Source organism: Streptomyces sp. NPDC030296 (assembly GCF_055572815.1).
The window spans coordinates 747,089-771,204 of the sequence record NZ_JBVICQ010000003.1; the positions used below are offsets into that span (position 1 = coordinate 747,089).

Annotated in this window: 19 protein-coding genes and 1 pseudogene; 10 read left to right on the forward strand and 10 right to left on the reverse strand. The window is 68.7% G+C overall.

The window, feature by feature from the left end; translation table 11 throughout:
- Positions 1–6: 6 nt before the first annotated feature.
- Positions 7–870, reverse strand: a complete 864-nt coding sequence (locus tag ACZ4Z3_RS11395; RefSeq protein WP_468500729.1) for a hypothetical protein — start codon at positions 868–870, stop codon at positions 7–9.
- Between the two features lie 101 nt (positions 871–971).
- Positions 972–1,484: a protein-tyrosine phosphatase family protein gene (locus tag ACZ4Z3_RS11400; RefSeq protein ID WP_468500730.1), complete on the reverse strand. Its 513-nt coding sequence runs from the start codon at positions 1,482–1,484 to the stop codon at positions 972–974.
- Between the two features lie 104 nt (positions 1,485–1,588).
- On the opposite strand from ACZ4Z3_RS11400, the gene ACZ4Z3_RS11405 reads away from it, so the two are divergent.
- The gene (locus tag ACZ4Z3_RS11405) at positions 1,589–2,392 is read left to right on the forward strand and encodes a nuclease-related domain-containing protein (RefSeq protein ID WP_468500731.1); all 804 of its coding nucleotides are present in this window, start codon (positions 1,589–1,591) and stop codon (positions 2,390–2,392) included.
- A 47-nt stretch (positions 2,393–2,439) separates the two neighbouring features.
- Here ACZ4Z3_RS11405 and ligD read toward each other — a convergent pair whose 3' ends face one another.
- Positions 2,440–3,321 (reverse strand): non-homologous end-joining DNA ligase, encoded by an 882-nt coding sequence (ligD, locus tag ACZ4Z3_RS11410; protein WP_468500732.1) that lies wholly within the window; start codon positions 3,319–3,321, stop codon positions 2,440–2,442.
- 141 nt (positions 3,322–3,462) lie between these two features.
- Between ligD and ku the strand changes: the two genes are divergently transcribed.
- Positions 3,463–4,500 (forward strand): non-homologous end joining protein Ku, encoded by a 1,038-nt coding sequence (ku, locus tag ACZ4Z3_RS11415; RefSeq protein WP_468500733.1) that lies wholly within the window; start codon positions 3,463–3,465, stop codon positions 4,498–4,500.
- A 141-nt stretch (positions 4,501–4,641) separates the two neighbouring features.
- Here ku and ACZ4Z3_RS11420 read toward each other — a convergent pair whose 3' ends face one another.
- Complete coding sequence (locus tag ACZ4Z3_RS11420) at positions 4,642–5,763, reverse strand: lysylphosphatidylglycerol synthase transmembrane domain-containing protein (protein ID WP_468500734.1); 1,122 nt, start codon at positions 5,761–5,763, stop codon at positions 4,642–4,644.
- A 953-nt stretch (positions 5,764–6,716) separates the two neighbouring features.
- On the opposite strand from ACZ4Z3_RS11420, the gene ACZ4Z3_RS11425 reads away from it, so the two are divergent.
- Complete coding sequence (locus ACZ4Z3_RS11425; RefSeq protein WP_359695624.1) at positions 6,717–7,079, forward strand: (2Fe-2S) ferredoxin domain-containing protein; 363 nt, start codon at positions 6,717–6,719, stop codon at positions 7,077–7,079.
- Positions 7,080–7,092: 13 nt separating this feature from the next.
- Here ACZ4Z3_RS11425 and ACZ4Z3_RS11430 read toward each other — a convergent pair whose 3' ends face one another.
- The 4 genes from ACZ4Z3_RS11430 to ACZ4Z3_RS11445 all read right to left on the reverse strand — a co-directional run bounded on the left by ACZ4Z3_RS11430 (position 7,093) and on the right by ACZ4Z3_RS11445 (position 10,878).
- The gene (locus ACZ4Z3_RS11430) at positions 7,093–8,169 is read right to left on the reverse strand and encodes an ABC transporter ATP-binding protein (RefSeq protein ID WP_468500735.1); all 1,077 of its coding nucleotides are present in this window, start codon (positions 8,167–8,169) and stop codon (positions 7,093–7,095) included.
- On the reverse strand, positions 8,166–9,029 hold the full coding sequence (locus ACZ4Z3_RS11435) for an ABC transporter permease (protein ID WP_468500842.1): 864 nt from the start codon (positions 9,027–9,029) through the stop codon (positions 8,166–8,168). Before ACZ4Z3_RS11435 ends, ACZ4Z3_RS11430 begins: the two co-directional genes overlap by 4 nt.
- Before the next feature lie 2 nt (positions 9,030–9,031).
- Positions 9,032–9,853, reverse strand: coding sequence for a molybdate ABC transporter substrate-binding protein (gene modA / locus ACZ4Z3_RS11440; RefSeq protein ID WP_468500843.1), 822 nt, complete (start codon positions 9,851–9,853; stop codon positions 9,032–9,034).
- Between the two features lie 263 nt (positions 9,854–10,116).
- Positions 10,117–10,878 carry a ZIP family metal transporter gene (locus ACZ4Z3_RS11445; protein WP_468500844.1) on the reverse strand — a complete coding sequence of 254 codons (762 nt, stop codon included), beginning with the start codon at positions 10,876–10,878 and terminating at the stop codon, positions 10,117–10,119.
- A 461-nt stretch (positions 10,879–11,339) separates the two neighbouring features.
- Between ACZ4Z3_RS11445 and ACZ4Z3_RS11450 the strand changes: the two are divergent.
- Positions 11,340–11,537: pseudogene (locus ACZ4Z3_RS11450) on the forward strand (hypothetical protein); the annotation flags it as partial.
- 342 nt (positions 11,538–11,879) lie between these two features.
- Here ACZ4Z3_RS11450 and ACZ4Z3_RS11455 read toward each other — a convergent pair.
- Both ACZ4Z3_RS11455 and ACZ4Z3_RS11460 read right to left on the reverse strand, forming a co-directional pair.
- Positions 11,880–13,181 carry a restriction endonuclease gene (locus ACZ4Z3_RS11455; RefSeq protein ID WP_468500736.1) on the reverse strand — a complete coding sequence of 434 codons (1,302 nt, stop codon included), beginning with the start codon at positions 13,179–13,181 and terminating at the stop codon, positions 11,880–11,882.
- 1,207 nt (positions 13,182–14,388) lie between these two features.
- A complete protein-coding gene (locus ACZ4Z3_RS11460) occupies positions 14,389–14,802 on the reverse strand; it encodes a very short patch repair endonuclease (RefSeq protein ID WP_468500845.1) in 414 nt (137 codons plus the stop codon).
- Positions 14,803–15,349: 547 nt separating this feature from the next.
- Between ACZ4Z3_RS11460 and ACZ4Z3_RS11465 the strand changes: the two genes are divergently transcribed.
- The 6 genes from ACZ4Z3_RS11465 to ACZ4Z3_RS11490 all read left to right on the forward strand — a co-directional run bounded on the left by ACZ4Z3_RS11465 (position 15,350) and on the right by ACZ4Z3_RS11490 (position 23,972).
- A complete protein-coding gene (locus tag ACZ4Z3_RS11465; protein WP_468500737.1) occupies positions 15,350–16,633 on the forward strand; it encodes a DNA cytosine methyltransferase in 1,284 nt (427 codons plus the stop codon).
- Between the two features lie 188 nt (positions 16,634–16,821).
- Positions 16,822–19,413 carry a Z1 domain-containing protein gene (locus ACZ4Z3_RS11470; protein WP_468500738.1) on the forward strand — a complete coding sequence of 864 codons (2,592 nt, stop codon included), beginning with the start codon at positions 16,822–16,824 and terminating at the stop codon, positions 19,411–19,413.
- Entirely contained in the window at positions 19,410–20,426 is a 1,017-nt protein-coding gene (locus ACZ4Z3_RS11475) for a PD-(D/E)XK motif protein (protein WP_468500739.1), read from the forward strand. Before ACZ4Z3_RS11470 ends, ACZ4Z3_RS11475 begins: the two co-directional genes overlap by 4 nt.
- Positions 20,423–22,300, forward strand: coding sequence for a hypothetical protein (locus ACZ4Z3_RS11480; RefSeq protein WP_468500740.1), 1,878 nt, complete (start codon positions 20,423–20,425; stop codon positions 22,298–22,300). Before ACZ4Z3_RS11475 ends, ACZ4Z3_RS11480 begins: the two co-directional genes overlap by 4 nt.
- A complete protein-coding gene (locus tag ACZ4Z3_RS11485; protein WP_468500741.1) occupies positions 22,297–23,199 on the forward strand; it encodes a hypothetical protein in 903 nt (300 codons plus the stop codon). The genes ACZ4Z3_RS11480 and ACZ4Z3_RS11485 overlap by 4 nt, the downstream gene beginning before the upstream one ends.
- The gene (locus tag ACZ4Z3_RS11490) at positions 23,199–23,972 is read left to right on the forward strand and encodes a DUF6339 family protein (protein ID WP_468500742.1); all 774 of its coding nucleotides are present in this window, start codon (positions 23,199–23,201) and stop codon (positions 23,970–23,972) included. The genes ACZ4Z3_RS11485 and ACZ4Z3_RS11490 overlap by 1 nt, the downstream gene beginning before the upstream one ends.
- Positions 23,973–24,116: the final 144 nt, after the last annotated feature.

The following is a 24,116-nucleotide window of genomic DNA, read 5'->3' on the forward strand; positions in this document are numbered from 1 at the left end:
CGGACTTCACGGGCTCTCCGACGTCAGGACGGACGACGAGGACGACGAGGACGAGGTGGACGAGGTGGACGAGGTGGACGACAAGAAGGGCAGGGACAACGAGGGCGACGAGGACAACGCGGATGAGGTGGACGACATGGGCGACGACGCGGACGGCGAACGCGAAGGGGTGGGCCCGTCGGACGGCCCCGCCGACCCCCCGACCCGGAGGATCTCGTCCCGGGTGAGCAGCATCGCCCGCTGCTCGTCGTCCCAGTTCCACTGGGTGCGGTACTCGTAGCCCTCGATCGCCGCGGGCGACCGAATGATCACCGTACGGCCGGCCAGTTCCACCGCGATCACCGCGTCGTCGTTGGCCAGCACCTGCACCAGCCGGCCCTTGCGCAAGGTGTACATCCGCACGGCCGTCTGGTTGCCCGGCAGCAGCCGGAAACCCAGCACCATGTCGTCGTGCCCGTCGCCGGTGAGGTCCCGGTAGTAGGCCTCCAGGACGGGGCACTCCTCCCGGTCGCCGCCCGGCCCGCAGTCGGCCATGCGCCGGACCGTCCCGCGGTACGGCCCGGTGGAGCCCGCGTACACGTCCGGGTGCGCGGCGATCTCCGCCCGCACGACCGCCACCGGGTCCACCTTCCGGATGTCGCCGCCGGGAGCGGTGACCCCCTTGACCACCTCGGTGTCGGCCTCGCCGAAGTCGTAGGCGGGGGAGGAGGCGGGCGGCTGCCCGGGCCACAGCCGGGTCGGGCCGTTCGCGGTGGGCGTCGCGCCCGCGCTCACCAGCCCCCCGGAGTCGCCGCAGCCCGTCAACGGCACGACGACGGCCGCGGCGAACGCGGCGCCGACGGCCGCACGCGCGGACCTGCTGCGGAACACGGGACTCCTGGATACGGAAGGGCGACTTTCGGTCCCGTACACCTTATGCGTGGCTCGATCCGCCCTCAGGGTCCGCGGTGGGCGTGATCCGGACGAGGACCCTACTCGGCGAGCTCCTCCAGGAGGCGGACGGTCGGCAGGCCGGTGTGCAGATACTCCACGAACAGCTCGTTGTGCAGCGCCCACGGCGAGCGGCGGGTGCGAATCAGCCGGATCGCCTCCTCGGCGGAGTGCCCGTCGCGGATCAGCGCGTGCGCGACGACCAGACCGGACCGGTTGTAGCCGTGGAAGCAGCGGACGAGGACCTTGCGGCCGTCCTCCAGCGCGTCGCACGCGGCCTGCGCCAGCCGCATCACGCCCGCCAGCTGCGTCCCGTCGAGCGGTCCGTCCGGGATCGGCCACACATGGTGCTCGACGCCGTCCCCCGGCCCGTACCCGGGGAGCCGCAGCAGGGACAGCACGAGATCGAACTCATCGCCCACGACGGCGAATTCGACTTCTCCGGTGCCGGCCCGCCCCGCGAACTCGTGCCCGCCCATCCACAGGCCGGGCACGATCTCACTCCACGGTTCGAGCGGAGCCGGAACGTCGGGTTGCTTTCTGCGCGGCGGCAACGGCGGCCTCCCCAAGCCCCTGACGACGGGTCGTCCCCCCAAAGGTATCCGGGTTCTTGCCGATGGAGCACCCCGCCTGTTCCCATGGTCGGGGGTGATGGTGCATGAACGGACTGCGCGTCATACCGACCCGGCGGCACGGACAGGAACGCCTGTACGTCTGCCGGACCGACGGGAGCAGCGTCGCCTGGTACGACCGTGAGACGGGCCGGGTGAACCTCCTGAGCGAGGAGTCGAGAGCGGACGTGCTCGCCGCCCTCCACCCCTTCGTCACCGGACCGGTCACCGTGGGCCCGCCGCCCGTACCGACCGCCGCCGAGCTGGCCCGGCTGAGCCTGCACCCCGACGACGACCTCGCCCCCAACCGCCCCGGCGAGGCCCTGCTCGTCGACCTCGACCGCGACCCCGGACCGCCGCACCGGCTGCGCCCCGACCCGCGCCGCCGGGCCCTCACGGCGGAACAGACGATAGGGGCGCTGCTGGACGACCTGGAGGGCGCGGGCTGGCGCACCCTGCACTCGGTGCCGCTGCCCGGCGGGGACCGCATCCACCACCTGGTGATCGGCCCCGGCGGCCTGTACTGCGTACGCTCCCTCTACGCCCGCAGGCAGCGCGTCACCGTCTCCGACCCCCTCGTCGCCCTCGGCCGCCATCAGCCGCGTCCCCTGCTGCGCCGGCTCCGTGCCGACGCCGACCGGGCCTCCTACGCCCTCACCGCGGAGGTCCACCCCGTTCTCGCCCTCGTCGAACCCGCCGACCTGCGCGTCGGCGCGCCCCCTCGCGGGGCCCGCGTCCTGACCGACGCCGACCTCCCCGGCCTCGCCCGCACCGGCGGCATGCTCAAACCGGCCGACATCGAGGCCCTGCACGCGACGGCCAGGGACCGGGGCACCTGGACGAGGGCCTGACCGCCGCGACGGCGGACAGGTCCGGGCCTCACCGGGAAGGCGGACCCTCAGGGCAGGGGACGGGCGGCGGCCGGGTCGAGCAGCGGGGCCAGCAGATCGCCGTAGTCCTGGAGGCGGGGCGCGATGTCGGGCGCCCGGAAGACCAGCCGGCCGGGGGAGGAGCACTCCTCGACCTCGGTCCAGGTGACCGGCGCCGACACCGTGGGCTCGGTGCGGGCCCGCAGGGTGTACGGGGCGGCCGTGGTCTTGCGTGCGGCGTTCTGGCTCCAGTCCACGAACACCTTGCCGGGGCGCAGGCTGCGCGTCATCCGGTGGACGACCCGGCGGGGCATCGCCCGCTCCGCCTCCACGGCCAGCTCCTTGGCGTACTCCGTCACCCGCTCGGACGACGCCCCGCGCACCGCGCCCAGCAGATGCAGCCCCTTCGACCCGGACGTCTTCGCGAGGACCTCGATCCCGTCCGCCGCCAGCCGCTCCCGCAGCCAGCAGGCGACCTCGCAGCACTCCACGACGCTCGCGGGCGGCCCCGGATCCAGGTCGAACACGATCCGGTCGGCCTCGTCGGGCGAGTCCACGGTCCACTGGGGCGTGTGGAACTCGGTGACGAGGTTCGACGCCCACATCAGGCTGGCCAGGTCCTGCACCAGCACCATCCGGGACGGCCCCTCCATGCGTCGCACCTCGGCGGTCGTGACCCACTCGGGGGTGCCCGGCGGCACGTTCTTGGCGAAGAACTGCTGGCCACCGGGGCCGTCCGGGTACCGCAGGAACGACACCGGCCGGTCCCGCAGATGGGGGAGGAGGGCGTCCGCGGTGGTGGCGTAGTAGTGCAGCAGCTCGCCCTTGGTGAAGCCGGTCGCCGGATGGAGGACCTTCTCCAGATTCGACAGGGCGACCCGGTGGCCCTCCACCTCGGTGATCGGCGTCATGCAACGAGAATCGCATGAAAGTAGTGAAAGTAGGGCAAAGTCCCTTGGCTGGGGTGGGTCACTGTCGGCGGGCAGGGGTGACCGGCCGGGGATACGGTGTGGATGATTCGGTGGAAACCGTCCGAAAGGGGTGTGCTGCTCGTGCGATCCATCTGGAACGGCGCCATCTCCTTCGGCCTGGTCAGCATCCCGATCAAGCTCGTGAACGCCACCGAGAGCCACTCCGTCTCCTTCCGGCAGATCCACACCGAGGACGGCGGTCGCATCCGCTACCGCAAGGTGTGCGAGCTGGAGGAGCGCGAAGTGGCGCAGGGGGAGATCGGCAAGGCGTACGAGGACGCCGACGGGACGATGATCCCGATCACGGACGAGGATCTCGCGTCGCTGCCGATCCCGACCGCCAAGACCATCGAGATCGAGGGCTTCGTCCCGGCCGAGAAGGTCGACCCGCTCCAGGTGGACGCCGCGTACTACCTGGCGCCGAACGGTGTGCCGGCCGCCAAGCCGTACACCCTGCTGCGGGAGGCGCTCAAACGCAGCGGGAAGGTCGCCATCTGCAAGTTCGCCCTGCGCGGGCGCGAGCGGCTCGGGATGCTCCGGGTGGTGGAGGACGTGCTCGCCATGCACGGCCTGCTCTGGCCCGACGAGATCCGTACGACGGAGGGGGTCGCGCCCGACGCGAGCGTCACCGTCCGCGACAAGGAACTCGATCTCGCCGACGCCCTCATGGAGACGCTCGGCGAGGTCGACCTCAACGAGCTGCACGACGACTACCGCGAGGCCGTCGAGGAACTCATCGCCGCGAAGGCCTCCGGCGAGGAGCCGCCGACCGCGCCCGTCCCGGAGCCGGGCGGCAAGGTGCTCGACCTGATGGCGGCCCTGGAGAACAGCGTCCGCGCCGCCAAGGAGTCCCGTGGCGAGGACGTCGCCGCCGTGACCCCCATGCGCACGCCGAAGGAACCCGCCGGCAAGAAGTCCACGGCCACCGCGAAGAAGTCGGCGCAGTCGGCCGCCTCCGCCAAGAAGTCCACGTCGAAGTCGTCCCAGGCGACAGGGAGCGCCCAGGGCGCCAAGAAGACGACGGCGAAGAAGTCCGCGGCGAAGAAGTCCGCGACGGCGAAGAGCACCGCGAAGAAGACCCCGGCCAAGAAGACGACGCCCCGCAAGCGCCCGGCCTGAGGCGCGAAGCGCGGGGCGCGGCCCCTGCCTTTCCAGCCCGTGCCTTACAGCGGCCCGCGCCCTTCAGGGGCGGGGGGAACCGCGCGACCAGCCCCTGCACACCCGCACCCGGCCCGGCTCTCCCGCCGGTGCCTCAGGCCCTCACAGCACCTTCGCCCGTACCAGCGCCGACAGCACCAGCGTGCCGGGGAGCAGCGGCAGCCACACGGTCAGGACGCGGTAGCCGATGACCGTGGTCGTGGCGACCGCCGCGGGCGCGCCGAAGGCGACCAGGGTGAAGACGAGGGCCGCGTCCATCGGGCCGAGGCCGCCCGGCGCGGGCACCGCACCGGCGGCGGTGCTGGCGACGAGGTAGGCGAAGACCATCTGGATCCAGGACAGGGGCAGCCCGACGGCGGTCCCGACGGAGGCGACGACCGCGCCCTGGCACAACGGGAACGCTGCCGCCCCGCCCCACAGCGCGAGGGCCCGGACGGGCCGGCTGTGCACGACCCGCGTATCGGTCAGCGCGGTCCGCAGCCCCCCGATGAGCGGCTGCCGCAGCGGCCGTACGGTCGTGATCAGGGTGACCACGGCCGCCACGCTGACCCCGGTGATCGCGCCGGCCAGGGCCAGCGTCTCGCCCCTCGGGAGCAGCTCGGTCACCTTGAGGGTGCCGGGGAAGGCGACCAGGAACGCGAGGATCACCAGCGTCTTGGCGACCGGCTTCACCGCCGAGTACAGGGCGAGGGAGGCCGTGGCGCGGGGCAGGGGTATGCCCTGGCCGCGCAGGAAGCGCAGGACGACGGCATGCGCGCCGATGTTGCCCGGCAGCGCCTGGCCCGCCGCGCCGGCCGCGAACTGGGTCGCGATCAGCCGCCCCGGCGGCAGCCGCTCGGGCACCGCGCCCTGCCGGACGAACGCGGCGGCCACGGAGCACAGGGCGCTGAAGAGGACCCCGGCCAGCAGCCACCGCGGGTCGGCCGAGACCAGCCGGGCGGCACCGCCGTACACGGTGCGCCAGTCGACCGCGGCCCACACCCCGAGTAGTAGTAGCGGCAGCAGGGTGAGCGTGAGCCGCAACCGGCGGGCGGTGGCGGCGGATCGGGTGGGGACGAGTCGGCGGAGCCCGCTGGGGAGGCGGCTCCGGAGGCTCTTGGGGAGGTTCGTGGGGAGAGTCGTGGGGAGGGCGAGCGTGGAGCAGGGCGGCTCGGGCTCGGGGTCGGGGTCAGTGGTGGCGGCGGGCCGCGCGGGGAGCGGCGCGTCGAGCGGAAGCGGATACAAAGGGCACGTCGTCCTTCCGTGTCGCCGCCGGGCGGACGGGGACCGGACCGGCGGAGGCAAGGCGTGACAAGAACGAGGGGGATGACAGGAGCGTTCCCTTCGGATGTGACGCTCACATGTGGGGGAACCGAATTCCCACCGCCGCCGGAGCCACCGTCAGGCGTCCGTACAGGCGTTTTGTATTCTCCCGTGCCCTTGTGCGAACGATGTTGTGATTCGTGTCACGCGAGGTCTAGGGTTGTATCGCTTGACGGGTCCTCGGGGCGCGCGCCGAGGGGCGGCGAGCGACGGGGAGACCTCCGGACGAGGGAAGTGATCCCGTTGTCCGTCGCCCGGGACGACATCGGTGGGCTCGTGGACGCGTACGAGCGTTTCCTCGCCGGTGCGCGGGTCGACGCGGAGGTGTGCGACCCGGTGCTCGACTCCTGGAAGCGCTGCCGTTCCGCGGGAAGCGGGCGGCTGGCTCGCCCAGGACCCCGCCCGCCTGGAACGCGCGCTCGCGGTCGGCATCCTCGCCCAGCTCACCGAACGCTGGGGCATCCGCGCTACACCCCCGAGGGCAAGATCATCTGGGCGGAGTAGCCACTGCCGTGACCCGAGCGCCGACCCCCGGGGGGCGATGCCGTGCGGCGGTGGGTGCGGAAGGTGGGACGGGAAGACGGGCAGGGGTGAGCGTGACGGGAGGGCAGTACCGAACGGGCACGTTCTGGAACGGCCCAGGGCGAACGACGTGATCGAGGGACTCCGTCCTGGACGCCACCGCCGTACACACGCCGACCACCCACGCCGCGGCGGACGCCGACGGACATGGCGACGACGGGCGGACAGCGGACAGCGGACGGCGGAGGGCGGACAGCGGACGGCGGAGGGCGGAGGGCGGAGGGCGGAGCGCTGAACCGCCGCCCGTGGGCGCCCAGTAGACTCGCCGAAGTGAAGATCATCTGGGCCGGTCCGTGACCACTCCGCCGCCTCCCGCACCCAGCCGGGTCGTCGTCTGCCGCGACTGCTGCTGCGGCACCTCGAAGCTCCCCGGTGTCGACCACGAGGCCCAGACCGCCCGGCTCCGGCAGACGGTCCCCACCCGCGTCTCCACCTGCCTGGACGTCTGCGACCAGGCCAACGTGGTCGTCGTCCAGCCCTCCGCCGCGGGCCGCGCCGCCGGCGCCCGCCCGGTCTGGCTCGGCCTCGTCAACGACCCCGACGCGACCGAGGACATCGTCGCCTGGGTACGCGCGGGCGGCCCGGGCGTGGCCCCGATGCCGCCCATCCTCGACCTGTACGTCTTCACCCCGCCCCACCGGCGCGGAGCCGGATGACGCCGGTGGTGGCTCAGGCCGGATAGGCGTGCGTCTGCGTCGCCTTGACCGCGGCCCAGACCTCGGCGCCGGCGTGGAGGCCGAGTTCGGCGGCGGCGACCGTGGTGAGGTCGGCGGCGAGGGGGATTTCACCGGTGAGGTCGGCGCGGATCTGGTCGCCGTGGGTCTCCATCCCGGCGACCTCGCAACGCCACAGGTTGCGTGCGCTGACCCCGGTGGGCCGCTCGCCGTAGAGCGTCACCGCGCTCGGCGGGAACGTGACGAAGACCGGCCCGGTGAGGTCCTCGGTGGTGGTGATCGCGGGCCCGGCGTCGAGCCGTACGGTGTGCCGGTCGGCGACGCCCTTGTAGAGGTTCAGCCCGACGAGATGGGCGATGTAGTCCGTCCGTGGATGCCGGGCGATGTCACCCGGCGTCCCCTCCTGCACCACGTGCCCGTCCTCGATGACGACGAGCCGGTCGGCGAGGACCATCGCGTCGAGCGGGTCGTGGGTGACGAGCACGGCGACGGCCTCGAAGTCCGCCAGGTGCCGCCGGAGCTGGGCGCGTACGTCGAGGCGGGTACGGGCGTCCAGCGCGGCGAGGGGTTCGTCCAGGAGCAGCAGCCGGGGGGAGGTGGCGAGGGCACGGGCGAGGGCGACGCGCTGGGCCTGGCCGCCGGAGAGCCGACGGGGCTTGGCCCCGGCGTGCTCGGCGAGCCCCATCCGCCCCAGCCACTCGGCCGCCAGCGCACGCGCCTCGGCCTTGGAGGCCCCGTGGCAACGCGGCCCGAAGGCCACATTGTCGAGGGCGGTCAGATGGGGAAAGAGCAGATAGTCCTGGAAGACGACCCCGACGGGACGCGCCTCGGGCGGCGTACGCTCCAGGGCGGCACCGTCGAGCCGCAGATACCCGTCCGCGAGCGGCTCGAGCCCCGCCAACGCCCGCAGGGCGGTGGTCTTCCCGGCCCCGTTGGGCCCGAGCAGGGCCACGACCTCCCCGGGCACGACCCGAAGCCCCACATCAAGCCGAAACACCCCCCGCCGCACCACGAGCCGGGCATCCAGCCCGGCACCGGAGCCCACCACCATCCTCCTCTCGGCCCCCCTCATGAGGCACTCATCCAACGCTCACGCAGCCCTGCGAGGACCGCGATGGACACGGTCAGCAGGACGAGGCTGAGGGCGATGGCGGCCGCCGGATCGCTCTGCAGAGCGAGGTAGACGGCGAGCGGCATGGTCTGGGTACGCCCCGGGAAGTTACCGGCGAACGTGATCGTCGCCCCGAACTCACCCAGCGCCCGCGCCCACGCGAGAACCGCCCCGGCCGCGATCCCGGGCGCGATCAACGGCAGCGTGACCCGCCGGAACGCGGTGAACCGGGAGGCCCCCAACGTGGTCGCGGCCTCCTCGTAGCGCGGATCGGCGGCCCGCAGGGTCCCCTCGACGCTGATGACGAGGAACGGCATGGCGACGAACGCCTCGGCGACCACGACCCCGGCGGTGGTGAAGGGCAGACTGATCCCGAACCACGACTCCAGCCACTGCCCGACGACCCCGTTGCGCCCGAGCGCCATCAGCAGCGCCACACCACCCACCACCGGCGGCAGCACCAGCGGAAGCGTGACGAGGGCCCGTACGAACCCCCGCCCCGGAAACTCGACCCGGGCCAGCAGCCACGCCAACGGCACCCCGAGCACGAGACTCACCACGGTGGCCGCCGTGGCGCAGAGCAGCGACAACCGGAGCGCCTGCCACACCTCGGGACTGGTCAGCTGATCGGGAAGGTTCGACCACGGAGCCCGTACGAGCAGCCCGACGAGCGGCAGAACCAGGAACGCCAGCCCGACGAGCGCGGGCACCAGCAACGGCACGGGCACGGGACGGCGCCGCGGCGAGATCGCGCGACGCCCCCGCCGTGGTCCCCCCGCGTCGCGGCCGGACCCGGCACCCGAGCCGTCGACCGAGCCCACGGTCACGGCTTCAGGAACCCGGCGTCGCTCAGAAGCTCCTGCCCCTCACCGGACCGCACGAGCGCGATGAACGCTTGCGCGGCCTTCGTGTTGGGGGCGTCCTTGAGGAGGGCGATCGGATAGTCGTTGACGGCGTCTGCGGCCTCGGGGAACTCCACGCCCTCCACCTTGTCACCCGCGGCGAGCACATCGGTCCTGTAGACGACCGCGGCGTCGGCCTCTTTCAGCTCGACCTTGGTGAGCGCGGCCTTGACGTCCTGCTCATAGGACACGGGAGTGACCCGGACCCCGCTCGCGTCGAGGGCCTTCCGCGCGGCGGCACCACAGGGCACCTCCTCATCACACAGCACGACCTTGAGCCCGCCCCGGGTGAGGTCCCTCAGGGAGGAAATCCCCTCGGGGTTACCCGGCAGGGCGGCGATCTCCAACTGATTCCGCACGAACGTCGAGGGCACCCCGACGGCGTCGCCCGCGTCCGTCACGATCTTCATGGTCTTGGGACTGGCCGAAGCGAACACATCCGCCGGCGCCCCACCGGTGATGCTCGCGGCCAGGGCGTCACTGCCTCCGAAGTTGAAGGTCACCTCGACCCCCGGATGCGCCGTCTCGAACCGCTTCCCCAACTCCGTGAAGCTCTCCTTCAACGATGCGGCGGCGAAAACGGTGACCTCCCCGGAAACCTCACCGGCCCCCGAGGAAGCAGCCCCCCCACCGGAGCCCTCTCCAGACGAATCAGACGAACACCCGGCAACCCCCAACAACACAACCGCACCGAGCAGGGCCCCCCACCGACCGACCCGCCCAGACCCCAAGGACCGCACCACCACGCCCCCACTCCTCCCACACTGACGCAGGGGCCCTCGAAGATCCTCAGAACGCGTGGCCCCAGGCGACCATCACAACCCCCATTGTCTCGCACGTGCAAGCCGATAAGGCATGATGCCATCGAACAAGCAAGGAAGAATCGCAACCGACATGGCATGTACGTTCCCCCGAAGCCGGACCCGGATGCCGTACGGAGCGCCCGCCCTCCTCTCTCCCCCCGGCCGAGCCGCGTGGCACGTCCGCGCCGCATCCGCCCCCGAGCTCACAGGTGGGACAGAGCGAAGGAAACAAGAAACCCACTCACAGTGATCAGCCCGACAGCCAGATGGGCGTCGTCGAACGCCTCGGGAATCATGGTGTCGGCGATCATCGCGAGGATCGCTCCGGCGGCCACAGCGGTCACGCCGGCGATCACGGCGGGCGAGAAGGAACCGACCACCGCATAGCCGAGAACCGCCGAGACCATGCTGGCGGCGGCGATCGCCCCCCACACCCCGAAGACATAGCCACGACCACGGCCGGCCTTCTTCATCCCCGCCGCACTGGACAGCCCCTCGGGAACGTTGCTGATGAACACCGCGGCGACGGTCACGAGGCTGACGGCACCACCGTCCAGCAGGCTCACCCCGATGACCGCGGACTCGGGCACCCCGTCCAACAGCGCACCCAGGGCCAACGCCATCCCGGACCCACCCTGCTCGCCCTCGGACGGCTGCGCCTGCGCCCGCCGATACCCGGACCGCTTACGATGCCGGGCCCCACGGCGGGCGAGCCACACGTTCCCGCCGGTATAGGCCAGCGCTCCCACGAGTGCCCCCACGGCAGCAGGAACAAGCCCGGCCTCGTCGTGAGCCTCCTCCACCAACTCGAAGGACACCGCAGAGATCAACACCCCGGCCCCGAAGGCCATCACCCCGGCCACAACCTTCTGAGGCACACGCACGCCAAACCCCAAGAGGGCCCCGACCAACAGGGCGGCCCCCGCCACCAGCCCCCAAACCCCAGCCAACAACACATCACTCATGCCGCCCGAGTACCCGCCCCGCCCCTGACCGATGATCCCCCGCCGGCCGAACCAGAACACCACCCCCGTCCCCTCGGAGGTGCCCGCCAACAGCGGACCTTCAGGACCTCATCCGGGTCGCGGTCAGCAAGCATGACGGTTCCGGAAGCCCCTGACCTGATGAGTAACCGACAACGTTGTAGGTACGTGGTGTTGGGCTGGACAAACGAGATGCCGGGCCGGGTACCCGGCACTGGACGACTCCCTGGTCCCCACCGAGGCGGTCACCTGCGTTCGGACTTCTTCGCAGCGCTCGTCATCCATGCGCGGCAGGCCCCTCGGGTGATCCCATTCACGGCGAGGGCCACAAGAACGGTCCCCGGTCGATCACATGAGGCAGCCCGGGAAAGAAGGCGAAGAAGGCCAAGGCAACGACAAGACCCAAAAGAAGCCCGGCGATTTCCGCTCGACGGTGCTGTGCACCGACTGAGGATGCGGAGCGCGCGGGGAACAGCATTGAAGTGCTACTGAGCCGGTGCGCCAAGTGCCTCGACGCACGTGCCTCGACGGCGCCATGGCGTCACCAATCGCCGCATCGCCCAACTCCTCGTAAGGAACAGCGACCAGGCCGACGGGGACGGCGACAGGAGCTGATCCCGACCCACCTCCGACACGCTTGACTGCACCATGATGGCCCTGGACCTCAGCCCGAGCGCCTCGTCGTCTCCTGGGTTCTACCGCGGTTTTCCGCCTTGCGGCCTGACCGCGAACAGGCCGCGGACTCCGACACACGGTCGCTCCGAGCGGCACACGGCTGCACAAACACGAAGACCCGGCCTCAGCGTTTCCGCTGGTGACAGGGTCTTTGGGCACCTCATGCAAGGTGCCCCCGGCAGGATTCGAACCTGCGCACACGGCACCGGAGGGCCCGTGTGCTCACGACATAGCGCCAGTTCAGGGGCTTGCGGTGCCCCCCGACGGGGCCGCCCCGTCCACGAATAGGTCGCGCGTCGCCCGCACGGTTACTCCAACAAGATCTCCTCCGGGCGACGGTTGGTGACCGCGGTCTCGCGGACACGCAGTATGTGTTGGATACAGGCTTCTAGGTCTCCACCGTGGTCGTCCCGGGCCATGCTCCTGAGCACCCGCGCCAGGTCCAGACCGTTAACCAGAACGATCGGATACTGGTCTTCGACCATCTCGGTCTGTGCCGGCACAGAGTAGGCGCCGGTCGTGACGTAGACACCGATCCAGCCGCGGCGGAGGCGGGCCACGACACGAGCGATCTGGTCAGCGGAAACGACGTGGTCGAGCCGGACGCACTTCGCCTGCCCGAGGACGACAAGGCTCGTGCCAGCGAGTCCGCTGCCGATGTCGAGCCTGCCGACGAAATCAGCCCCTCCGTCGCCGGACCGCTGCGTCAACCACCCTTCGACGTAGCTGTTCCCGGCACCTCGCAGAACGCGCGCTGCGACCGCAGAGGCAACGGCCTCGAAGTCGTGCTTGCGCCCGTCGAAGTACTTGTAGATCAGCTCCAGGTCCTTGGCTTCGGCCGTGCCCGACGTCGGCCGCTGCTCGGGCACCTTGGTCACCTTGGCCCGCGCAACCCGCCGGCGAAGCCGCGGGAGCTCCGAACTGCCGTTCTTGACCCACTCCCGCCATGCCCGCGGTGCCAGTTCGAGCGTTGCCGCGTCGCTCAGGTCCTTGTTCCTGCGGGAGTCGATCCACTCCCAAGAGACCTTGTCGTCCTCGTCGGTGAGGTCGAGTACGGCGATGTCGTACACGTAGTTGGTGAACGTGGTGTGGTCACTGCCACTCCACTGCACCAGTCGCTCTGCCCGCTCGATGATGCCCAGCCCACAGAACTCGACGTGCCCCTTGACCTTCCCGCGGCGCGACACCGCCCTGAACAGCAGCAGCGGGATGGCGCGGGCCCGTTCCTCAGGTGTGTGCCCCTGATGCCCTGCAAAGGCATCGAGCAGGGCGGAGTTTCCGATGGTCTTCCCCGGATCGACCATGGTGGTGGCCTTGTGATCGCCAAAGTAGCGGACATGCCCGTTGTCCATGTCGAACACGTCGTGCCAGGGCGTCTGCTCAGTGCCAGCCTTCCAAGGGCTCGACCGCACGAGGATCACCGGCCGCCTCTCTCCACCCGGAGTGCGCACCTTCGCCATGCCGTTGATGCCGGCCTCCAGCAGGGCCCGCGGAAGATCGGGGGAGTGGGTCACATGGTGGAAGTTGGGATATCCCTCCAGCTCCACTGGCCCCGGATCCTTCCCCGTGGCGTAGCGATAGACCTCGCCAACGCGCAACTGACCACCCATGTGTCCCCCTCGGCAGTACTGACCTGACCATCTTCGACACGGTAGCTGCTACCCCTGACAAGAGTGTTGTGAGGGCCAGCCAGCTCTACAGACCCTCTGAGGCACGATGGTGCGTGCGGATAGGTGCTGGGGTTGCGGCACGACGCTGCTGTACAACCGCGGCAAAAAACACCCCATCTGGCCTGACGGCCACCCCTGGATGGAAGCCAGTTTCATCAGGGGGCTGTGAGCTGGCCCTTCGCTGCCGCTGCTCGTAGCTGACCTGTCACTAGTTGTCGCCGTCAGTCGCCGCCGAGCGCCCTCGCACGGGCCAGCGGCCCAGAAGCGATCATTGGGCAGGCGTCATCCACTCGTCCAGCCTGACCATCACCTGGTGGTTGTGTCGGCGTGCCAGATGATCTCGCCCTCGACGCGGGCCCCGAGAGCAGGTAGCTCCATCCATGCGGCATCGCCGTGATTTCGGCGAGTCGGAGGCCATCGAAGGGGACGAAGACAGCCTTGCCGGGCCAGACCGCTTTCACCGTGGTTCCCCGTGGTTCCCCGCTCGATCTGGTGCGCCTGTCGTGCGGACCGCGTGGCGTTAGGGACTCTGCTCGCGAGGCGCGTTGTCAGTGCCCATGGCTAGGGTCTCAGACGCGCGGTCGGCTTCCGAGGTATCCAACTCTGTAGAGCAGCTGCATCCCCGGCTCTGTTGGGGGTGGCCCGGGCACAACCCGGGACCTAACCAACGGTCGGGCTTCGTCGATGGCTAAGGAGAGACCCGCCAGCGCCGGGCCGCGCAGCGAGCAGCGAAAGCAGGCGCACGCTTTCCAAGTGTGTTGGTGCACTCATGGCCTTGTACGCGGTCATTCGCCAGCGTTCGTCTCGGCCCCACGGCCAGCGCTGTGGCCTGGGCCGCAAGGTGTCCGGACGGGGGTGGACACATACGAATGAGACCAAAAAATGAGACCGCGACCGAGAGCCCGGTCAGAGCTCCCCCGGAGATTCGAACGTCGATTATCAGGCCTGGAGACCGGAACGACGTGAGACCCTGGCCGTGTGATCCGCGAACCCGCTGAGACCGTCGTGCGCGACGATGGTTGCGTAGAGCTACCGATGGGCGTCCTCGTCGAGGCAGGCCTGGCAAGCGGTGACCGTCTTCTCGCCTACAGTGACGGAGACGGGCGCATCGTGCTCCGACGCCACGACGACGCCCTCGAAGATCTACTCAACGGACGTCCGCTCTGATCACTCGGGAGGTACGACCGTCCTCGGACTCGGCGAGCCCGAGTTGCACGAGGGCCACCGCATCTCCCGTGGGTGTGTGTTCCCACACGCGGACGACGAACCACCCGTGCTCCACCAGCCGACGGTCCGTCTCGACGTCCCGTTTCTTGTTGCCCTCGATCTTCGCGACCCAGAAATCACGATTCCTCGTCGGCATCGAGCCGTGCGTGGGGCAACCGTGCCAGTAACAGCCGTCGACGAAGACCGCCACTTTGTACTTGGTGAAGACCACGTCGGCGGTTCGGCGCAGCGCGGGCACCGGCCTTGCCGAGACCAGGTAGCGCAATCCCGTTCGATGGAGTTCCGATCGCAGCCTCAGTTCAGGCTTGGTATCCCGTCCTCTGTTAGAGCGCATCGAGGCCCTCGTACCAGGTGACGAGGCCCAAGATCCGCTCACCTCCTCTTCACCCGCAAGAAGTCCGGTCTCCTCGGCGAGGCGCCAGGCGGCACGGAGGTTCGCTCCCCGGGTGGCGTGGGCGACTTCCCCGAGAGGACGCCGTTGCCGTCGCCCGGCGCTCGTCCACTGGAGCCTGGCCATGACCCGCCCCGTCCTTCGGCGCGGGTTCAGCACTATCGTGGCGATCGCCGTATCGCCCGCTTCGGTCCGGACGATCCGTTTAGCCGCCCCTCCAGCGGCTCGATTCTGTTCCCGGACCCGTTCGGACCTCGTCATCTCGGCTCGTGGACGCCAAGCGCGATCGAGCGGGAGGTCGCCTCGTGTAGGTCGCCCTGCCGAAATGCCTTCTGTCCCACTGATCGGATGCACATTGCCCACCGTCCGAGACTACAAGCGTTAGGCCTGGGAGAACGGTCTGTGAGTCATCGGGGGCCGGCGCGCGACCTCGATGAGCGGTATCGTTCCAAGATTGCCTAGGGGCCGGCGGGCCGGCTACAGTGCGCCAATGAGCCAACCACACCTCGAAGTCGGCGCTTCCGGAACGGCGGCCGGAGGCGGTACCGACCTCCCACCGCTTCGGACGATCGACCTTTTCGCGGGGTGTGGAGGGCTGACCCAAGGGTTCGTGGACGCCCGACACGGCGGGCGCCCGGTGTACCGTCCGGTCGCTGCGGTCGAACTGGATCGGGCGGCTGCCGCCACCTACGCGGTGAACTTCGGTACGGCGTTCGGATCGCACATCCACCAGGGGGACATCGCCGAGTGGGTCACCCGACGCGAAGAGATCCCGGAAGCCGACATCGTGCTGGGTGGGCCGCCGTGCCAGGGGTTCTCGCGACTCGGCAACCAGGATCCGAACGACGAGCGGAACCAACTCTGGCGCCATTATCTAGAGGTCGTTTCCACCGTTCGGCCCATGGTTTTCGTCATGGAGAACGTCGACGCCTTCAGGAAGTCCGCCGAGTTCAAGCTCCTGATAAGGGAGACGGGTGACGGCGGTGCTCTCTCCGACTACATCATCTTCGATGAACTCCTCAACGCAGCGGACTACGGCGTGCCGCAGCGACGCCTGCGCACGATCGCGGTCGGGGTTCGCAAGGACCTGTACGTAGAGCCCGGTTCGGCTCACCGAGTCGGGGATCTACCGGAGCTTGAGCTGCAGGCTCGGCTTATTCCAGGCCCATCGAGTGGCCCTCGGCGGACCGTATGGCAGACCATTGCGGATCTCGTGTTTCGGAAGCTGTCCCCGGAACTCCCTTCCCGAGAGGTGAAAGTCAACGGCCGAGAGATCGCGGGACCTTTCTCCATGGAGGAACTGCATCTGAGTCGGAACGGCATCAAGCCGATTTCGATCAAGCGCTACCGATCGATTCCTGAGGGGGGCAACCGCTTCGACCTGCCGGAAGAGCTCCTGGCCGATTGCTGGAAGAAGCACAAGACCGGATCGGCGGATGTGATGGGTAGACTTTATCGCGACCGGCCCTCTGTCACGATTCGTACGGAGTTCTTCAAGCCCGAGAAGGGCCGCTATCTCCACCCCTGGTTGCACCGTCCCATCACACATCTGGAGGCGGCCCGACTGCAGGGCTTCCCCGAGACCTTCAAGTGGTGCGGAGGTAGGAGCGAGATCGCGCGGCAGATCGGCAACGCGGTGCCGGTGGGCCTGGGACGGGCCATCGCCGAACACTTGGCCCCGCTCCTACTTGCTCAGAAGGACCTCCACACCCAGAGCACTGCAAGGGTGCCCCGCGTGAGGAAGCCGCGCCGCAAGCTCCCTGTCGCCGCCTGACCCCGGGGTACGGCCTCGAACCCCAATGAGCAATCTCCCGGTGGCTGATGGCGGGTTCGGCTATAGAGTTGCTTCAATGGCCAACGAGTCGGCCGGGGGGTCTGTGGCGCGGGTGGTGTAGTCATGCCTGCGTACGGAGATCGGTCGCCGTCGGCCTTGGCAATGGTGGGTGGCCGCGGATCCCAGGGGTGGGGGCCTTGAACGAGTTCGAAGACCAGTACGAGGCATTCAAACGTCTCATCAAGACGCATACGCCGGAGCAGGCGTTGGCGACGATCAAGCTCTTCGGTATGACCGACGAGTTGGCCAAGCGCATCGCGGAGCGTCACCAGCAGGAGACGATAGCCATCCGGGAGAAGCGCGAGCCGGGTTCCGTGGTCCGGAACAATCGCGAGACCTGGTATGTCGGTCCCCAGGAGGACGACAGGTGCTGGCCCGCTCTCAGGAGGCTGCTCGCGAAGCAGACGTGGACCGAGGAGAGCCTCCGCGACCTCGACTCAGCGTCCACCAAGGTCGTCTCGATGCTCGACCACCCGCTGGAGAGCACCTTCTCGACCCGGGGCCTGGTGGTCGGGTATGTGCAGTCGGGGAAGACCAGCAACTTCACCGCCCTGATTGCGAAGGCTGCCGACGCCGGGTACAAGTTCTTCATCGTCCTCGCCGGCATCCACAACGGCCTGCGCCTCCAGACCCAGTTGCGTCTGGAGCGGCAACTCGTGGAGCCGGTGATAGACCAATGGCACACGCTGACCGGGCGGTTTGGGGACTTCGAGCCCCCCGCGGGCAATCCGGCCGCATTCTTCGGTGACAAGAGCCAGCAACACGTGCTTTGTGTGATCAAGAAGAATGTGCCGCGTTTGCGGAAGCTCAAGGCATGGTTGGAAAAGGCGCCCGACTACCTTCGGAATTGCCCCACTCTGATCATCGACGACGAGGCAGACCAGGCGAGTGTCGCGTCGCGTAGTACCAATCCGCTGATCCGAGAGATCATCGACCTGTTTCCCCGCGGAGGGTACATCGGTTACACCGCCACTCCCTTCGCCAACTTGCTGATCGACCCCGCCGCGAAGGATCTGTATCCGGAGGACTTCGTCGTCAACCTGCCCAAGCCCAAGGGGCACTTCGGAACCGAGGTCCTCTTCGGTCGAGAGGTGTTGGATGGCGAGGATCCGCAGGATGTGCCGGACGGGTACGACATGATCCGTACGGTTCCCTTCTGGGAGGTGCCGCTCGTCCGTCCGGGGCGAGACGAGATCGACGGGTTCGTGCCCGAGATCGAGGGTTCCCTGCGGACGGCGGTGCTGTACTTCTGGCTCGTCACCGCCGCCCGACGGGTGCGCGGGCGCGGTGTGCCCCACTCCACGATGCTCATCCACACCAGTGTCAGCACCCAGGTCCACGAGAGCTTCAAGGGGCCGTTGGAGGCGTTCCGCGCGCACACGGCCGGGCGGCTGGCGGCGGGCGACTCGGAATTTTTGGACGAATTGGAGAACCTCTGGGAGTCCGAAGTCGCTCGTGTCCCCGGCGACGAGCCCGACCTCGGGGAGACACCCGTCCCCTTCGACGACCTTCGGCCGCTGCTGGCTGCAGTGGTGGACGACTGCCGCATCATCATGGACAACTCGAAGAGCGTGGAGCGACTGGACTACGAGGCGGGCCCCGTCGTCGCCATCGCCGTGGGTGGCAACACGTTGTCACGTGGCCTGACGCTCGAGGGACTGGCCGTCAGCTACTTCGTACGAGGGGCAAGGACGTACGACTCCCTGCTGCAGATGGGACGTTGGTTCGGATTCCGTGACGGGTATGCGGACCTGCCGCGCATCTGGATGACGGACGGACTGCGCGACTGGTTCCGGCACATCGCGACCGTCGAGTCGGAGATGCGCCGGGATATCGATGTGTACATGATCGAGGACAAGACGCCCAAGACCTTCGCCGTCCGCCTGCGCGCTCACCCGTCTCTCCGCATCACCGCGGCCGGCAAGATGCGTGACGCGGTGAAGGCGAGCGCGGCATATGGGGGGCAGCGGGTACAGACACGGTATTTCCGTGCGCAAGACGCGGATTGGTTGAAGGCCAACAGGAAGGCCGCCCACGATCTGGTCGACCGCTCTCTGCGTCTGGCAGGCGCCCGGCATGAAGACCGGGGCGCTCAAGGCCGACACGTTCTCCGCGGCGTGCCCTACGACCTCGTCATGGACTTCCTCGGCGATTACCGGTTCCACGACAAGTCTTTGGAGTGTGACGGGGCTCTGCTGCGTGACTACGTCATGCGCCGGGTGCGTTCCGTGGACGGCGCACTCAAGCGCTGGAATGTGGCGATCATCGGCAACCCCCTCAGTGGTGACCCGGACAAGCGGTACGAGTTCGTACCCGGGATCGCCGTCGACCGCGTCATCCGAGCGAAGCTCGAAGAGAGTGGAAGCGACGCCGCCGACATCAAGACCCTGATGAGCCGTCGTGACGCCGGAGTGGACCTCGACCTCGACGGACTGCCGGAGATCACCGAGGAGCTCCTGAAAGCCGCTCGACGGGAGCAGATGCCGGACACCGGGCTGTTGACCCTTTACCCCATCGACGCGCACTCGCCCTCACCTACGAACCGTAAGAAGCGTGCTCCGCTCGACGCAGTCGACCACGTTATCGGTGTCGGTTTGGTCTTCCCGACGCCTGATGGGGACGACGACGAGGTGGAGTACTGGAGTGCCGATCTGTCCCGCGTGCAGGACGATGAGGAAGAGGAAGACCTGTCGATGCTCTTCGAGGAGGACGACAGTTGAGCGGGAGCGCCGATCTCCGGCGTGTGCTCGATCGCCATTGGGCCGAGCTGGATCTGGCGCCGCTCGGTGCCGGAGCAACTCTCAAGACGTCCCAGTTGCCCGTACAGACCGAGCACGGGTCGGTCTCCGCGGCAACCGATGGCAATACGCTGCGTCACCTGCTCATTCCCCTGCAGGGCCGCCGCCGGATTCCCACTGGTCGAATCGGGGGGACACTCCGTATCACCGAGCGGGCGCTGCAGGACGACGACACCTACGGCCGTTTCGCGGACATCGTGTGCACGCGGAGGGATCTCGACGACGTCTTCACCGGTTTGTGCGCCGACGTCCTTGTGGCCCTGGAGGCGGACGGGCGTCGCCCGTATCGAACGACGTTGGCGGTGGTGAATCGGTGGCGGCAGCTATTCAGCGGCGCACCCCGGGTCCTCACGGAGGCCCAGGAGACGGGTCTGGCCGGCGAGCTGTTGATCCTGCTCCGTCTGCTTGAGAAGGACCCGGGCGCCGTACGGTTCTGGTCCGGGCCTGAAGGCGGGCGTCACGACTTCTTCGACGGCCTCCACGCCATCGAGGTGAAGAGCACTTACACGACGTCCGAACGCAGGACGTTCGACGTACACGGACTCGACCAACTGGAGGCTCCGCAGGGCGGTCGCCTGGCGTTGGCGTGGCAGCGTTTCGAGCGAACCGCGCGCGGGCGCACCGTCGGGGAGCTCGTCGCGGAGGCGGCGCGGCTGTGCGACGACGAGTCCGAGCTGTGGCTCAGGCTGGCGCACGTCGGGTACCGGCCCACGTTGATGGACGACGAGGGGGCACTGCGCGTGTCACCGGTCGAAGGACGTTGGTACGAGGTCGATGAGGCCTTCCCCCGCCTCACCACGGCGTCACTCCAGGGACCGGTGCCCGACGGGGTTCTCGACGTCCAGTACACCGTCGACCTGGCGGGTGTTCGCTCTCCGGCGCTCGACGACCAGACTGTCGACGCCTTCCTCGCGGCAATGGGGAGAACGTCATGAACGCGGGGCCCCTGCGCTGGTTGTCCGAGCCCTACGCGCCAGGCGGAGGGGGGACGGCCGAAGGCGCCCTGAAGAACCTCGATGGCACCGAGCTCGATCCGTTGACGCTCCTCGTGAGGGAGTCCGCCCAGAACAGTTGGGACGCCCGAACCGGGAACGGCCCAGTCGACTACCGGGTGGAGCTGCGCACCTTGGGGCCCGGCGAGGCGCCGGTGTGGCGCGACCTCCTCACGGCGGGCGCGCCGCCGATTCGGCATTTGAAGCTCCGCTCCTCGCTGTCCCGCTCCGCTCTACGCATCCTGACCGTGACCGATACGGGAACCAGGGGTCTGGGGGGACCGACCCGTGCCGACGTCGCGGTCCCCGGGCAGTCGGATTTCGCATCTTTCGTACGCAAGACCGGAAGCTCTAACAACACCAGCGGTCGTGGCGGCACCTACGGCTTCGGAAAGGCGGTGTTCCACCTCCTCTCCGCATCGCACACGGTGCTGGTACACACCCGCTGCCTGATAGACGGACGGTTGGAGACCCGGCTCATCGGGTGGGCGGTGCACGAGAGCTACACCGTGAACGTCGACGGTGGGACCAAGACCTTCACCGGCCGCCACTATTGGGGAAGGCTCCAGGACGGCTACGTCGAACCCCTTGTCGGAGCGGAAGCCGACGCCGCCGCCGCAAGCCTCGGTCTCGACCGCCTACCTGACGGCGAGACGGGTACCACGGTCGCGATCCTCGACCCCGTCTTCGGTGAGCGCGACGACGCCGAGGCCATGCAGTGGATGGTCGACGCCATGGTTTGGAACCTCTGGCCGAAGATGCTTCCCGAGGGGGGTGACGCCCCTATGCGCTTCTCCGCCCTGCACGAGGGGCGGACGGTGCCGGTTCCCAGACCGTCTGAGGTGCCCCACCTGCGTCCCTTCCTTTGGGCATACGACGACATGGATCGTCCCGTGGAACATAAGTCCCTGGGGCGTGTACTCGGCCGTCTTGGCATGCGGAAGTTCATCGCACCCGCTGGAAGGCCACCGCGAGTGGCGCAGGAGGCGGGGATCGGGGAGCGCCTACACCACACGTGCCTCATGCGGCCGGTCGATTTGGTGGTGACGTATCTCGAAGGCCCGCCCTTCTACGAGGAGAGCGGCGGCTATGCGGCTGTTTTCCGCGCCGACGCCGAAATGGACCGCGTTTTCGCCGCGGCGGAGCCCGCCTCACACGACGCCTGGTTGGTGGAGAAGCTCACGGGCGACGATCGCCGACTGGCCAAGCACGCACTCCGCAAGATCAACGACGCTATGAAGGAGGCTTCTGGCCCGGCTCCGACATCCAACGAGGCGGGAGAAGGGGTATCCCTCGCCGGAATGAGTCGCCTAATGGCGGGGCTTATGGCGGGTACGGCCGGCGAGGGCGCGGAGGCCGTCTTCACTGGGGGCACGGCCTCCCCAGGTGGTGCTGCGGGTCCTGGAGGGGGCCTCGGTGGGACGACTGGATCCGGTGGGATCCCGAGGCCCAGAGGAGTCCCGGGCGGCACGTCCGGCCGCCGGCGTGTCCTGTACGACGGGGACCTGGAGTACCAGGTCCTGGACGGTAAGGCCGTCCTGGTCCAACGCTTCACCCTGCCCGATCCGGGTCCCTGCGTGGTGCATGGTCGTCCTGCGGTCGCATTGGGCGACGGCCGTGGTGTCGAGGCCGAGCCGCCTCTTGGCGCTTCGATCCCGACCGTATTGGGGTGGAGCGCGGGGGATGGTCCCTTGACGCCCGGGCCCTCATTGCGGATGGAGGGCGGTGACGGCACGGTCTGGTCCCTGTTCGTCCGACCAGCCCCCGACACCGTGACCGAGGTGGTCGTCGTGGCGGAGGCGGGAGGCGTCAGGTGAACCGTCGTGCCTATCCCTACCGCAGAGCGGCTGCCGGATCGGTCGCGATGGCCGAGTGGTCGCTCAAGTCGGAAGAAGGAGACGCCGTACCACTGCCTGCCTTCATACCCGACTGGGACTTCCAGAGGGACCTGTCCCTGGAAACCGTGGTTGGCGTCGACCTCGACGTGGTCAGGGCATCGGCTGGGCTTCCGAACGAGGCCGAACTCGCCCTTTCGGTGATCTGGAACTCCACTGGTAGTGGTCTTAGGCGACTGGCCGACCGCGTTCCGCTGCAAGGTGGGGGCACCCGCTCGGCACAGCTCTCCTTCACCGTGGCAGGTCGCGACAGCGGCGGACTGCTGTCCGTAGAGACCCAACTTGTCCTCGCGAAGGCCCTGGACAACCCCGACCCGGCAGGGCCACGTCGGGCGGGGTCCGTGCTGTGGCGTCACGAGGCCCGAGTGCGGCTGCAAGGCGACGCGTCGCAGTTCCCCATGGCGGTGGTCGATTTCAAGAAGGCCGGCTATCCGGAGAACGCCCCCTGGTACCTAGACATCGGCCCGAACCTCGAGGCGGCGACGATGGGAGCGGTCGTGCTCCTGGTGAACAGTGGCACGCCGACTGTGCTCAATGCGCTCCGTCGGGCCGACAAAGCGTCGTACGCGGAACGGCTCATCCAATCCGCCATGCGACAGGACGTGGTCCGTCTGATGGTCGAGCGGGCCGTGACGGACGAGGAACTGACAGACGACTCGCGGTTCGAGCCGGACACGCTCGGCCACACCCTGCTCGGCCTCATCCGCACCTTTCTTCCGGGGGCATCTCTTACTTCCCTGCGTATGACGCGTCGGACCGACCCCGCTCTCTTCTCGGCGAAAATCCAACACGCCGTCGGCCTCTTCTCCAAGGAGACGTGATGGCCTACCTTTACCCGCGACTTCTACCCAAAGCCGCTTCCGCGCTCAGGGAGGAGTACCTGGCTCGTTCGGTCGAGTACCTGCACGAACGCGCCGGCCTCTCCCACCCAGCCATGTTCTATGCGGCTACCGGTGGCACGCGTCTCCCCGAACAGAGGCTCGCCGCCCTACGGGAGGCAGTGCTCACGTGCGCGATTGACCGGGGTTACCCGACCAAACCTGGGAGGAGACAGGCGGCGGGTTTCGACATCGAGGTGGCGATGATCCTCGGTCGCGACTCCGGCATCATCCCGGCCGAGGCGGTCGCGGGCGACCTCTGGGCCTTCCTCTCCCTCGTCGTGCTGCCGGACGTGGCGGCATGGCGGTTCCAGGACTTCCACCCTGACCGGGTTCTGGGTACCGACGTTACGCGTCACGTCTTCGGCCGGTTGTGGTGGCGAGCGCACCTCCTCTACGACGAGGAAGGCGGTAGGGAGGATCTCTACGCCTCGCTGTCGGTGTTCGGGGAAGCGGCCTTCGACCAGATCTACGCACGCCGTACTTCGATCGGCGGGAGCCCGCATCTGGTCCGGGCGATCGTCAGGGTTTGGCAAGAACTCGACGTCCCGCCCGACGTGGATAGGGCGCTGCTCCGGGACTTCCTCAAGCGCGTGCTCAGGCTCAGCGCCTTCATGTCCTTCGACTCCCTGCCTCCGGAAGTGCTTGACGAGGAATTGGGAGTGCTCTTCCGGGAGTCGTTTTCTGCGACGGCCGGGTCAAGCGGTGCCGTTTGACGACGGTCTCTACACAGGTCGCTGACCCACTGCACGACCTTCGCTCATCACGACCATCCCCGTCATTTGCAGGCCAGCTTTAACCCTGCACGCTTGTGAGTTTGCCGCCTTGATGGCCGTCAAGGCGGCAAGTAGCCAGGCATT

Coding starts and splice junctions, on each gene's coding strand:
- ACZ4Z3_RS11455 (WP_468500736.1), bottom strand. CDS start 13,181: ATGGGTGGTCAGTTGCGCGTTGGCGAGGTCTATCGCTACGCCACGGGG.
- ACZ4Z3_RS11490 (WP_468500742.1), top strand. CDS start 23,199: ATGGCCTACCTTTACCCGCGACTTCTACCCAAAGCCGCTTCCGCGCTC.
- ACZ4Z3_RS11465 (WP_468500737.1), top strand. CDS start 15,350: ATGAGCCAACCACACCTCGAAGTCGGCGCTTCCGGAACGGCGGCCGGA.
- ligD (WP_468500732.1), bottom strand. CDS start 3,321: ATGACGCCGATCACCGAGGTGGAGGGCCACCGGGTCGCCCTGTCGAAT.
- ACZ4Z3_RS11405 (WP_468500731.1), top strand. CDS start 1,589: ATGAACGGACTGCGCGTCATACCGACCCGGCGGCACGGACAGGAACGC.
- ACZ4Z3_RS11430 (WP_468500735.1), bottom strand. CDS start 8,169: ATGAGGGGGGCCGAGAGGAGGATGGTGGTGGGCTCCGGTGCCGGGCTG.
- ACZ4Z3_RS11445 (WP_468500844.1), bottom strand. CDS start 10,878: ATGAGTGATGTGTTGTTGGCTGGGGTTTGGGGGCTGGTGGCGGGGGCC.
- ACZ4Z3_RS11460 (WP_468500845.1), bottom strand. CDS start 14,802: ATGCGCTCTAACAGAGGACGGGATACCAAGCCTGAACTGAGGCTGCGA.
- ACZ4Z3_RS11480 (WP_468500740.1), top strand. CDS start 20,423: ATGAACGCGGGGCCCCTGCGCTGGTTGTCCGAGCCCTACGCGCCAGGC.